Source organism: Colwellia echini (assembly GCF_002843355.2).
GTDB lineage: Bacteria > Pseudomonadota > Gammaproteobacteria > Enterobacterales > Alteromonadaceae > Colwellia > Colwellia echini.
On the sequence record NZ_PJAI02000021.1, the window covers coordinates 1 to 12,141 of the forward strand.

11 protein-coding genes and 1 rRNA gene are annotated in these 12,141 nt (G+C 37.6%); 3 read left to right on the top strand and 9 right to left on the bottom strand.

The window, feature by feature from the left end:
* The first annotated feature begins 6 nt into the window (after window positions 1-6).
* From rrf to adk, 3 genes are all read left to right on the top strand, one after another.
* Window positions 7-121, top strand: a 5S ribosomal RNA gene (rrf, locus tag CWS31_RS14650).
* Between the two features lie 747 nt (window positions 122-868).
* Window positions 869-2,830, top strand: a complete 1,962-nt coding sequence (gene htpG, locus CWS31_RS14655) for a molecular chaperone HtpG (RefSeq protein WP_101344253.1) — start codon at window positions 869-871, stop codon at window positions 2,828-2,830.
* A 379-nt stretch (window positions 2,831-3,209) separates the two neighbouring features.
* Complete coding sequence (adk, locus tag CWS31_RS14660; protein ID WP_101344252.1) at window positions 3,210-3,854, top strand: adenylate kinase; 645 nt, start codon at window positions 3,210-3,212, stop codon at window positions 3,852-3,854.
* Between the two features lie 110 nt (window positions 3,855-3,964).
* Here the strand turns inward: adk and CWS31_RS14665 are convergent, their stop codons facing one another.
* The 9 genes from CWS31_RS14665 to hisD all read right to left on the bottom strand — a co-directional run bounded on the left by CWS31_RS14665 (window position 3,965) and on the right by hisD (window position 12,057).
* Window positions 3,965-4,483 (bottom strand): GNAT family N-acetyltransferase, encoded by a 519-nt coding sequence (locus CWS31_RS14665; RefSeq protein ID WP_101344251.1) that lies wholly within the window; start codon window positions 4,481-4,483, stop codon window positions 3,965-3,967.
* A gap of 41 nt (window positions 4,484-4,524) precedes the next feature.
* Complete coding sequence (locus CWS31_RS14670) at window positions 4,525-5,427, bottom strand: hypothetical protein (protein WP_246143548.1); 903 nt, start codon at window positions 5,425-5,427, stop codon at window positions 4,525-4,527.
* 128 nt (window positions 5,428-5,555) lie between these two features.
* A complete protein-coding gene (gene hisIE / locus CWS31_RS14675) occupies window positions 5,556-6,176 on the bottom strand; it encodes a bifunctional phosphoribosyl-AMP cyclohydrolase/phosphoribosyl-ATP diphosphatase HisIE (RefSeq protein ID WP_101344250.1) in 621 nt (206 codons plus the stop codon).
* Between the two features lie 69 nt (window positions 6,177-6,245).
* A complete protein-coding gene (gene hisF, locus CWS31_RS14680; protein WP_101344249.1) occupies window positions 6,246-7,019 on the bottom strand; it encodes an imidazole glycerol phosphate synthase subunit HisF in 774 nt (257 codons plus the stop codon).
* Window positions 7,019-7,786: a 1-(5-phosphoribosyl)-5-[(5-phosphoribosylamino)methylideneamino]imidazole-4-carboxamide isomerase gene (gene hisA / locus CWS31_RS14685; RefSeq protein WP_101344248.1), complete on the bottom strand. Its 768-nt coding sequence runs from the start codon at window positions 7,784-7,786 to the stop codon at window positions 7,019-7,021. The genes hisF and hisA overlap by 1 nt, the downstream gene beginning before the upstream one ends.
* 2 nt (window positions 7,787-7,788) lie before the next feature.
* A complete protein-coding gene (gene hisH / locus CWS31_RS14690) occupies window positions 7,789-8,454 on the bottom strand; it encodes an imidazole glycerol phosphate synthase subunit HisH (protein ID WP_101344247.1) in 666 nt (221 codons plus the stop codon).
* Complete coding sequence (gene hisB / locus CWS31_RS14695; RefSeq protein ID WP_101344246.1) at window positions 8,454-9,539, bottom strand: bifunctional histidinol-phosphatase/imidazoleglycerol-phosphate dehydratase HisB; 1,086 nt, start codon at window positions 9,537-9,539, stop codon at window positions 8,454-8,456. Before hisB ends, hisH begins: the two co-directional genes overlap by 1 nt.
* A gap of 62 nt (window positions 9,540-9,601) precedes the next feature.
* Entirely contained in the window at window positions 9,602-10,750 is a 1,149-nt protein-coding gene (gene hisC / locus CWS31_RS14700; RefSeq protein ID WP_101344245.1) for a histidinol-phosphate transaminase, read from the bottom strand.
* A gap of 2 nt (window positions 10,751-10,752) precedes the next feature.
* On the bottom strand, window positions 10,753-12,057 hold the full coding sequence (hisD, locus tag CWS31_RS14705; protein ID WP_101344244.1) for a histidinol dehydrogenase: 1,305 nt from the start codon (window positions 12,055-12,057) through the stop codon (window positions 10,753-10,755).
* Between the last annotated feature and the right edge of the window lie 84 nt (window positions 12,058-12,141).

The window sequence follows — 12,141 nt, forward strand, 5'->3', positions numbered from 1 at the left end:
TTTTTGTTTAGCGACAATAGCGCTGTGGTCCCACCTGAATCCATTCCGAACTCAGAAGTGAAACGCAGTTGCGCCGATGGTAGTGTGGGAGTTCCCATGTGAGAGTAGGACATTGCTAGACTTCTAATTTGAGCGAAAGCTCTGAAAAGCCCGCAACATTGTTGCGGGCTTTTTGCTTTTTAGCATTTAAAGAATACCGCGTAGGAAGCTGCCCTGCAGGTGACCTAAAACGTATTTTTTTCTGTTATTTACCTCCATATATTGATGAATATATGAGACATAAACATTCAGGTGCACTAATCTTTTCGCCTGCAGGGCAGCCTCCTACGTCGTGCTGTAGGACATTCTCCACTTCAAATTTGAGCGTAAGCTCTGAAAAGCCAGTAACAATGTTACGGGCTTTTTGGTTTTTAGCATTTGAAAAATCTATATTTACTTTCGTATTAGAAAAACTTTGTAGGAAGCTGCCCTGCAGGTGAGCCAAAACATAGTTTTGGTTGTTATCTACCTCAATTTATTGATGAATAACCAACACATAAAGTATTTAGGTGCTCTAATCTTTCGCCTGCAGGGCAGCCTCCTACAGTCGTGCATAGATTTTAAGTATTCTGACTATTGAATTTGTAGGCGAGATTTTTAATCGAGCAGTAGGTATCGAATGGTAGATAAGTGTTATCAAATTCCCGTCTACAAGTAATGAAATATCTTTTTATGTGTTTTAATATTTACGATCTGATCATAATTTAAAACATTTTTAGATCGATTTAATACTAAGTTATTTGCTAAGTATCCTTGAATTATTTTCAACTTGCCCCACATCTTTCTTATCGAATATTTAACTCTTATTTAATGACAGGAGATGTTTCAGATGTCTGAAGCCAATCAAGTAGAAAACCATCAGTTTGCATCCGATAATGCAAAAATTCTTCAATTAATGATCCATTCACTTTATTCAAATAAAGAAATATTTTTACGTGAATTAGTATCAAACGCTGCAGATGCTGCAGATAAGTTGCGCTTTAAAGCATTATCTGATGATAGCTTATATGAAAACGACGGTGATCTACGTGTTCGCGTAAGCTGCGATAAAGAAAACAAAACTGTTACTATTTCTGATAACGGTATTGGAATGACTCAAGAAGAAGTTATTGAGCACTTAGGTACTATTGCTAAATCAGGTACTGCTGATTTCTTCTCACAATTATCAGGTGACCAAGCATCAGACTCACAACTAATTGGTCAATTTGGTGTTGGTTTCTACTCAGCATTTATTGTTGCTGATAAAGTTACTGTACGTACACGTAAAGCTGGTGATGATGCCGCTAATGGTGTCGAATGGGTGAGTACAGGTGAAGGTTCATTCACTACGGCTAAAATTAACAAAGCCAATCGTGGTACTGATATTATTCTTCATTTAAAAGATGATGAAGTAGAATATGCAGATGACTGGCGTTTAAAGTCAATCGTGACTAAATACTCTGATCATATTTCAGTGTCTGTGCAAATGCTAACTCCTGAAGTTCCTGCTGTTGAAGCGAAAGAAGAAGTTAAAGATGATGAAGGTAATGTAACGGTTCCTGCTATTGAAGCAAAACCTGCGGTTCCTGCTCTATGGGAGCCAGTAAATAAAGCAACGGCTTTATGGACTCGTGAAAAAGCTGATGTAACCGACGAAGAATACAAAGAATTCTATAAGCATGTGTCACATGACTTTGGTGATCCTCTACTATGGGAGCACAACAGAGTAGAAGGTAAAACTGAATACACGTCTCTATTATACGTTCCTGCTAAAGCACCATTTGATATGTACAACCGTGAAAAACAACATGGTTTGAAGTTGTTTGTACAACGTGTATTTATTATGGATGATGCTGAACAGTTTATGCCAACCTACTTACGTTTTGTAAAAGGTTTATTAGACTCTAACGATTTACCATTAAATGTTTCTCGTGAGATTTTACAAGATAATAAAATCACTCAAGCAATTCGTAAAGGTTGTACTAAACGTGTATTGAAAATGCTTGAGAAATTAGGCAAAAACGATACAGAGAAGTACCAAGGTTTTTGGGATGAGTTTGGTCAAGTATTAAAAGAAGGCCCTGCTGAAGATCACGCGAATAAAGAGCAAGTTGCAGGTTTATTACGTTTTGCATCAACTAATGAAGATACTTCGGTACAAAACGTTTCTTTAGCGTCATACATTGAGCGAATGAAAGAAGGTCAGGATAAGATTTACTTTGTTGTTGCAGATAGTTTTGAAGCGGCTAAAAATAGCCCGCATTTAGAAGTTTTCCGTAAGAAAGGTATCGAAGTTTTATTGATGTCTGATCGCATTGATGAATGGTTAGTTAGTCACTTAAATGAGTTTGATGGTAAGCAATTACAATCAGTAACTCGTGGCGGTCTTGATCTTGGCGATATGGACGATGCTGAAACTAAAGAAGCGCAAGAGAAGCTTGAAAAAGAATTTGATTCAGTTGTTAAGCGTATTAAAACAAGTTTAGCGGGCAAAGTGAAAGAAGTTAAATTGTCACAACGTTTAACTGACTCTCCTGCGTGTATTGTTGCAGATGAAGATGATATGAGTAGTCAAATGGCTAAGTTAATGGCATCGGTAGGCCAAGAGGTTCCTGAAACTTTACCTATCTTTGAAATTAACGGCGAGCACGCTTTAGTTAAACACGTGGCAGATGAACAAGATGATGATAAATTTAACCAGTGGGTTGAAGTATTATTTGAACAAGCTATGTTAGCTGAGCGTGGTAGCTTAAAAGATCCAGCAAGCTTTGTAGGTCGTTTAAATAAATTAATGTTATCACTTACTAAATAATATTTAGTTATTTGCTAAGCTGACACACTTGTATAAAAGGGATATTCTATAATAAAGAGTGTCCCTTTTTTTATCATAAGCTTGTTTGAATTAGAGCTAACTTGTATAGTGTTGCAGCTATAAGTAATACCAATCCCAATGAATATGTGATCATTAATACTTGTTAAAATACCCAATTACGTCGTTATTTATTTGGTGATTATTCCTAGGTATAAAATAGACCACCTAATTAATGGAACTGGTATAATAGCCAAAAGAATTGTTACATTAAGATGATTAAACGCTATCGGCGCTGTGTTTCTTGCTATAATAAAATCATTTTAACGTAAAAGTTATTTATATTTACCCCTCTATATTAAGATTAAGGTTACATAATATTATGCGTATAGTTTTATTAGGTGCTCCTGGTGCAGGTAAAGGCACCCAAGCACAATTTTTAATGGAAAAATTTGGTATTCCACAGATTTCTACTGGTGACATGCTTCGTGCTGCTATTAAAGCGGGAACTGAGCTTGGCAAACAAGCTAAAGCGGTTATGGATGCAGGTCAATTAGTTTCTGATGAGTTGATCATCGGTTTAGTAAAAGAGCGTGTAGCAGAAGATGATTGTAAGCCTGGTTTCTTACTAGATGGTTTCCCACGTACTATTCCACAAGCAGATGCAATGAAAGAGCATGGTATAGTTGTTGATCACGTATTAGAGTTTGATGTACCTGATGAAGTGATTGTTGAACGTATGGCTGGCCGTCGTGTACATTCTGGCTCAGGTCGTACTTACCATTTAGTTTACAACCCACCAAAGGTTGAAGGTAAAGATGATGTAACGGGTGATGACTTATCTATCCGTCCTGATGATGAAGAATCAACAGTGAAAAAACGTTTAGCTATTTACCATGAGCAAACTAAACCATTAGTAGACTTTTACCAAGCTGAGGCTAAATCTGGCAACTGTAGTTACTTAACAGTAGATGGTACTCAAGCTGTTGAAGCGGTAAATGCATTACTTTCTGAAAAACTAGCTTAATAGCTTTTTACTAGTTAAGTAAAGATGTAAGTAAGCTTACTGACTAAAAACTCGCTCCGGCGAGTTTTTTGTTTCTTGGGAATAAATTTGGTGTTGTAAAGGTACAACTTTTACTGGTGTTCTTTGTTAATCACCATTGCTATATGAGGAATACCGTCTTCTAAATACATAGGTGAAACTTGTTCAAAACCGTGTTTGGCGTAATAGGTTTTTAAATGTTGCTGGGCTGAAATTTTAATTCCTTCGTTGGGAAAGTATTGCTGACAAAGTGCTAAGCCTTGCGTTAGCAGATCATGACCTAAACCATTACCTCTTGCATTTTTGACCGTTACTACTCGACCAATACTAATATAGTCATCATAGCTTTGCCCTTTCGCTAAAATACGTAGGTGAGCGACGAGCTGTTGATCTTTTTGACCGACTTTAGTCTGTTCATTAACATCTTGATATCCAAGCAAGTGAATTGTTTCTGAGTGTCTATCTAGATTGTCTTTATCACCATCCAAGTCAGGATAAATACAGTTTTGTTCAACTACAAATACATCGGCACGGAGTTTTAACATGTCATAGAGTTGTTCAAGTGATAATTGTGAAAAGTACCGTGCTTGCCAAGTTGTTTTTGTCTGCATAAGTTCAATTGATGGTTAAGGAAGCTAAATGAGTAGCTAAGTTAAGGGTTAATGATACGAACTTTATGTGGGTCTACAAAAAATCCCGCTTGTTGATAAGCTCTTTCAATGTCCCCATTTTCACGTAACATTTTCAAGCCTTTATTAATTGCTATAAAAGCGGCCTCCCCTTTAGGATGTGCTTTACTAATGATGAAATGGCGGGAGTCTTTAAGTAATATTCCTATATTCGGTACCGGAACTAAATGTATAACTCCCATTGTGAAACTTAAATCGGGAGTTGAATTAAAGGGCATTAAGATAAAATCAATCCATAATAAATTAACCATACGCACCATAGACAGCCAAGAGTCGTCTCTTATAAGCTCTTTAAGTGGTAATTCTTCAAGGGTACTCCAATCTGTCCGCCAAAGAGGTGTTGACACCGCAGTTAACTGAGTAAGATCAGAGAGGCTGTTTAATGCTAAAGTCTTCGAGTTTTCAGGACTCGTATAGATGCCAGCCACGTATTCACCATTTCTTATCACTTCATCAGAAATATATACATATTTAGCAATAGGTTGTGAGTCTTTTAACCAATAAGAATCAAAGCTAATAAGTGACTTACCATTTTGCAGCATTTTAGTATTACGAAAATTTACTTTACCCGCGGCATAGTTGAAAGAGTCGTTAAAACCGCCAAGTCTAAGTGCTTTTTGAGCTATGATCATATCAACTACATCACGACGGATACTCTTGCCGGAAAAGTTATCTATAGTGGCTATATCTCTGCCTGAGACAAATTCTTGATAATCAATGTAAACATCATCGCGAATATAGATGAGTACGCTATTGGGGTTTGCAAAAGAAGATTGGCAAAAAACAATGAAATAAAGTATGAATAACTTTATTTGAATAGAAGAACTGTTAGTCTTATAAAAATAGCCCCTATTAAACTTTACCATAAAAGCACACCATCATTAATTCTTCTAGAAGAAAGGGGATAGCATCCTTGTTATCTCTATATTTATATAAACAATAACAAGGATGTAGGCATTTAGCAAAAGTCTTTAAAGCTATAGGGTCTTAGTTATTATTTATTGTGACGTTTTTGTAAAACTTCCATCACTTCTGCAAGTTCTATTTTTTGATCTTTCAGTAATACTAAGGTGTGGTAAAACAAATCAGCACATTCACCTAAAAAGTCATCTTTAGTTTCAGCTAATGCTGCAATAACAACTTCAACACCTTCTTCACCAACTTTTTGAGCAACCTTGTTAGTTCCACGAGAAAGTAAACGGGCTGTGTAACTTTCTTCAATAGGATCATTAGCACGCTTATTTACAAAACGTTCTAAGTGGCTTAAAAAGTTTTGTTGGCTAATTTGCTCTTCGGGAAAACAAGACGTGGTATTTAAATGACAGGTTGGCCCATTAGGATTAGCTGCAATTAATAAACAATCTTGGTCACAATCAGCTAATACTTGAGTCACGTCTAAGGTATTACCAGAGCTTTCGCCTTTCATCCATAAGCGTTGTTTTGAACGGCTAAAGAAAGTAGCTTTGCTTGTGTTTAGTGTTGCAGTTAATGCTTCAATATCCATAAAACCTTGCATTAGTACAGCACCAGTTGCCGCATCTTGAATGATGGCTGGTAACAAGTTATCCATTTTTTCCCAAGCCAGATCTTGTACATTATCTAAAGTTACAATCATGTTGTTCTTTCTAATCCTATTCTTAGTGCTTTAATCGGTAGATGTGGTAGTTAACAGTTTTGTTAACTTTTACGGTCTAATAGCGATATTGTTATCAATTAAGTACTGCTTTAGTTCATCCATAGGAATAATTCCTTTATGGAAAACACTAGCCGCTAAGCCACCGTCAACATCGGCTTGTTGATAAACATCTTTAAAATGTTCCATAGTACCTGCGCCGCCTGAAGCAATTAAAGGCACGTTACACACTGCGCGCGCTTGCTTTAGTTGTTCAATGTCGTAACCGTTACGCACACCGTCTTGATTCATGCAGTTTAATACAATTTCACCCGCACCACGTTTTTGTACTTCTTGGATCCAATCGAACGTTGTCCAACTAGTTTGTTGAGTACGCGTTTCATCACCAGTAAATTGGTAAACTTCGTATTTGCCTGTATCTTTGTTATAAAAACTATCGATGCCAACAACAATACATTGCTGACCAAAAACATCGGCTAAGCGGCTAATTAAACTTGGATCAGCAAGGGCAGGTGAGTTAATACTGATTTTATCTGCGCCCATCATTAAAATTTCTTTTGCATCAGCTTCGCTTTTAATGCCACCAGCAACACAAAATGGAATATCAATTACTTCGGCAATACGACTGACCCAGCTTTTATCTACAACACGCCCATCTGAACTTGCAGTAATATCGTAAAAGACTAATTCATCAGCACCTGCTTGTGCGTATTTTTGCGCAAGCGGTACAATGTCACCAATAATTTCATGGTTACGAAACTGTACGCCTTTAACTACTTTACCGTCTCGAACATCAAGGCAAGGGATAATTCTTTTAGCTAGCATTACTTATCACCTTTAGTACTTGATTTTGTGTTTGATTGAGGCCAACAAGCAATTGCTTCTTCGAGAGTGAATTTACCTTCAAGTAAAGAACGACCTAAGATCACGCCGCTAACACCGGTATGAATTAATGCTTTAATGTCATCAAGGCTGCCAATGCCACCTGATGCTTGCCAATCAATGTCAGGGTACTTCGCACAAACTTCTGTATATAAATCAACATTAGTACCAGCTAACGTACCGTCTTTACTGATGTCAGTACATAATACGTGTTTAATACCTGCATCTTGATATTGAGCCAGTAAGTCTTCTAGGTTTACACCGCTGTCTTCAATCCAACCATGAGTTGGTAGTGTTTTATTGCCTTGAGCATCAATTTTAATATCTAACGCTAAAACAATTTTTTCACTGCCGTATTTTTTTACCCACTCGGTAACAAGTTCAGGTTGTTTGATAGCTAAGCTACCGATAACTACACGATTTGCGCCAAGGTCTAATAACTGTTTTACGTCATCTTCACAACGTACGCCACCACCTACTTGAATGATCATTGATGGGTGATTAACTACGGTTTTTAATGTTTCTAATTGACGTTTAGTACTGTCTTTTGCGCCATCTAAATCAACAAAGTGCATAACTGTTGCACCTGCGTCAGCGTAAGCTTGTTGACGGTTTTGCACCGTATATTCATAATTTGTTTTTTGAGCGTAATCGCCTTGATATAAGCGAACAACTTCACCACTGATTAAGTCAATTGCTGGGATCATCATAGCTAAATTTGCTCCTGATTTTTATTTGAAAAGGTAAGTTCTGTTGCGTCTAGCTCAAGAAAATTTTGAATTATTTTGCTACCTAGCGCACTTGAACGCTCAGGGTGAAATTGACAACCAATAAAGTTGTCTTTAGCTATAGCTGCTGAAAATGCGCTGCCGTATTCACAGCTAGCAATCGTGTATTCACTAATTGGTGCGGCAAAGCTATGTACAAAATAAAAGTAGTCACCAACTGAAATACCGTTAAAAATTGGGTGGTCACTTACATGTGTTAGCGTGTTCCACCCCATGTGTGGTAAACGGTTACCTATTGCTTTTAAAGGCTCAACTTTAGTAGGGATAAGATTCAAACAAGGCACTACTTTTTCACTGTCGCCTTCGGTTGATGACTCAGTCATTAATTGCATACCTAAACAAAAACCTAGCACGGGTTGTTTTAGACCTTGAAGTACGTCAATTAAGTTTTTAGCTTTAATATTTTCCATTGCGTGTTTCGCGCTGCCAACACCAGGAAAAATCACTTTTTTCGCTTGTTTAATTAACTCAACGTCATCAGTAATAGTCACGTCAAAACCTAAACGCTCTACGGCAAATTTAACCGATGATAAATTAGCACAACCGGTATCAACAATAACGTTTGTTGGTAAAGAGCTCGCTGTTGTCATTACAAAGTACCTTTTGAACTTGGCATTGCATCGCCTTCAACTTTAATGGCTTGACCTAATGCGCGACCAAATACTTTAAATAAACTTTCAACTTGGTGGTGACAGTTACCTTTACTGGTTGATAAATGTAGAGAAATTAACATTGAGTCAGCAAGTGAACGGAAGAAGTGCGGCACCATTTGTGTCGACATAGTACCAACTTTATCGCTAGTAAAATCGGCATCAAATTCTAACCACGGACGACCAGAAAGATCAATTGCACATTCCGCTCTACATTCATCCATAGGAATAACAAAACCGAAACGGTTGATACCACGTTTGTTACCTAAGGCTTCACGTAATGCTTGTCCTAGAGCCAATGCGGTATCTTCAACACTGTGGTGATCATCAATGTGGTAATCACCACTTACTTTACAATCTAATTGAAAGCCTCCGTGTGTCGCGATTTGATCTAACATGTGATCAAAAAAACCTAAACCTGTATCGATTTGGCTACCACCTGCTTTGTCTAAATTAACCGTTACCGTAATATCGGTTTCTTTAGTTGTACGGGTAACTGTCGCTATACGAGGTTGTTCTAACTGGTTAATGATTTGTTCGCTAACTTGTGCCCAATTTAACATTTCGCGATCGTATTTAATACCAACAATACCCATATTTGCGGCAAGACCCATATCGGTTTCTCTGTCGCCAATAACGTAAGAATTAGTAAAGTCGACACGGCCTTGTTGTAAGTATTCACTTACTAAACCAAGCTTGGGTTTACGACAGTTGCAGTTGTCTTCTTCAAAATGAGGGCAAAGTAATACGTCTTGAAAATGAATACCTTGAGAAGTAAATATATTCATCATTTTGTCATGTGGTAAATCGAAGTCTGCTTGTGGAAAGCTATCCGTACCTAAACCGTCTTGATTGGACACCATCACTAACTTAAAACCTTTTGCTTGTAGCTTTAATAATTCAGCTATAACGTTTGGTTCAAATACAAGTTTCTCTAAGGTATCAAGTTGCTTGTCAATAAGTGGCTCTTCAACAAGTGTTCCGTCACGATCGATAAATAATATTTTCTCTTGGGGCTTACTCATAAAATAAAATGCTCTTCATTATTTTTGTTATGCTAGCGGTACATTGAAAGCTAGCATTAACGTTACTTAAGTGTTTCTAGTAGCTGTTTTAACTGTGATATTTCGGCTTCACTGCCAAGACTAATTCGAAGACAATTTTCAAGCTGTAATTGCTTAGATTGGTCACGAATTAAAATGTTATTCTCTACTAATAAATTAAATACGGTGTCTTTCTCGCTCAAGTTATTACAGCGAAATAATACAAAGTTCGCGTCGCTTGGGAAAACTTCACAGCACCAATTTTGCTGCTCAAGCCATGTTATTAACTCAGTACGTAACGCATTAGCGTTTATTACACGTGTTTGCATTAGCGCTAAATCATTGGTTAATGCTTGGCTGGCAATTTCAGCGATAGGCGCTGGAACTGGGTAAGGCGCAATAACTTTACTCAATAAGGTAATAACTTCTTCGCTTGCTAAAGTAAAGCCGCAACGTAAACCCGCTAAAGCAAAAGCTTTTGATAAGGTTCTTAAAACAATAACGTTGTCATATGTACTAATTAACTTGGTATTGATTTGATCAGCTGAGAAGTCTTCTGAGGTATATTCATAATATGCTTCGTCAACGACTACCATGGCACTATCTTTAAACATTTCAATAACGGCTTTAATTTCTGCTTGCGGTAATGTATTGCCCGTTGGGTTACCTGGTGAGCATAAAAATACTACTTTAACTTTACCTACTTGTGCTTTTAAACCTTCAAGATCTAATTGACACTTTGCTTCTGTGGTATTAATTAAAGGTACTTTAATAACATCGGCGCCGTGATTCTCAGCGCTGATTGCATACATGCCATAAGTTGGCGGACAAATAAGAATACTGTCTTGGTAAGCTTTACAAAAGCTGCGAATAATTAATTCAATGCCTTCATCTGCACCGCGGGTTGCTAAAATACTTTTAACCGATAATTTACAATAATTGCTGTAAGCATTTAATAACGCTTGCGGTTGAAAGTCAGGGTAGCGATTAATGTTTTCGCTGTTTAATTGATACTTACCTTGACCTGGCGCTTCGTTAGCATTCAACCAAGTTTTACTGTTAGCTTGTTCATTATCGCCACTAGCAAAAAGACGACGAGCAGATTGGTATGGCACCATGTCTACTAATTCTTCTCTTGCTAATTTTCTGATCAAAGCATCAATGCTTGAAGCATTGTTAGCTGAAGCGCTCATGCTTAATTACCTTCTTCTAAGCGAATAGTTACCGCGCGTTGGTGCGCGTCTAACCCTTCTGCGTTAGTTAATTCAATAATACATTCAGACAAGCTAGTTAAGCCGGACTTAGTAATTTCTTGTATAGTATAACGACGAGAGAAATCAGCAAGTGACAAGCTTGAAACCACTTTTGAATAACCATAAGTAGGTAATACGTGGTTAGTACCACTAGCGTAATCACCAGCAGATTCTGGTGTATAAGCACCAACAAATATTGAACCGGCATTACGTAACTTACGTAATAATGTTTGCGCATCTTCAGTTTGAATAATTAAATGTTCAGGACCATACAGGTTTGATACTTCAACTGCTTGTGCTAAGTCTTTAGTCAAAATCAAACGTGATTGTGTTAACGCTTTTTCAGCAATTTCACGGCGAGATAATAACGCCACCTGTTTGATAATTTCGCTTTCAACTTTTTTGATTAATGACTCAGAGTCGCTCAGTAAGATTACTTGGCTGTCTACACCGTGCTCAGCTTGTGATAATAAATCCGCAGCAATAAAAGCAGCGTTTGCTTGCTCATCGGCAATAACTAATACTTCTGACGGGCCTGCTGGCATGTCGATAGCAAATCCTGGTACTTTTTGAGAAAGTTGAGTTTTTGCTTCGGTAACATAGCGGTTACCTGGACCAAATACTTTATTTACTGCGGGTATTGTTTTTGTGCCGTAAGCTAAAGCTGCAATCGCTTGTGCGCCGCCTACTGTGTAAATTTCAGTAATACCACATAAATCAGCAGCTACTAAAACCTCATCGGCTAGTTGACCTTTCTTATCTGGAGGACAAACTAAAACAACACGATCACAACCGGTAATTTGTGATGGTACACCTAGCATTAATACTGTTGATGGTAATGGTGCAGAGCCTGCAGGAATATATAAACCAACGCTTTCAATTGCTTCAGTTTTTAATGTACATTTTACGCCTGGCGTTGTTTCAACCGTAATATCTTCTGCTTTTTGAGCTAGATGAAATGATCTAATTTGCGTGTAAGCGGTGTTGATTGCTTTTAAGCGTTTCTCGCTTAACGCAGATTTTGCTTGAGCTACTTGCTCAGCGCTAACCGATAAGGTTTTAAGCGCTATACCATCAAATTGTTCGGTTAATTCGAGTAGAGCTTGATCACCTTGATTTCTTACGCGCGAAATAATATTAGCAACTTGTGTTGATAACAATGCACTGTCAGCAATTGCTGGACGTGCAAGTGCTGTTATTTTCTGTTGCGCTGAAAGCTCTTGCCAATTGATAAGTTGATTTATCATAATATTCTCAGTTTGGTCTCGGTATTAATTTGTCTGTGCTTTAGTATTATCTGCTTGTGAGTAATTTACTTTCTTCGAAGCTTG

Coding starts and splice junctions, on each gene's coding strand:
- CWS31_RS14665 (WP_101344251.1), bottom strand. CDS start 4,483: ATGCAGACAAAAACAACTTGGCAAGCACGGTACTTTTCACAATTATCA.
- htpG (WP_101344253.1), top strand. CDS start 869: ATGTCTGAAGCCAATCAAGTAGAAAACCATCAGTTTGCATCCGATAAT.
- hisH (WP_101344247.1), bottom strand. CDS start 8,454: ATGACAACAGCGAGCTCTTTACCAACAAACGTTATTGTTGATACCGGT.
- hisD (WP_101344244.1), bottom strand. CDS start 12,057: ATGATAAATCAACTTATCAATTGGCAAGAGCTTTCAGCGCAACAGAAA.
- hisA (WP_101344248.1), bottom strand. CDS start 7,786: ATGATGATCCCAGCAATTGACTTAATCAGTGGTGAAGTTGTTCGCTTA.
- CWS31_RS14670 (WP_246143548.1), bottom strand. CDS start 5,427: ATGGTAAAGTTTAATAGGGGCTATTTTTATAAGACTAACAGTTCTTCT.
- hisC (WP_101344245.1), bottom strand. CDS start 10,750: ATGAGCGCTTCAGCTAACAATGCTTCAAGCATTGATGCTTTGATCAGA.
- adk (WP_101344252.1), top strand. CDS start 3,210: ATGCGTATAGTTTTATTAGGTGCTCCTGGTGCAGGTAAAGGCACCCAA.
- hisF (WP_101344249.1), bottom strand. CDS start 7,019: ATGCTAGCTAAAAGAATTATCCCTTGCCTTGATGTTCGAGACGGTAAA.
- hisIE (WP_101344250.1), bottom strand. CDS start 6,176: ATGATTGTAACTTTAGATAATGTACAAGATCTGGCTTGGGAAAAAATG.
- hisB (WP_101344246.1), bottom strand. CDS start 9,539: ATGAGTAAGCCCCAAGAGAAAATATTATTTATCGATCGTGACGGAACA.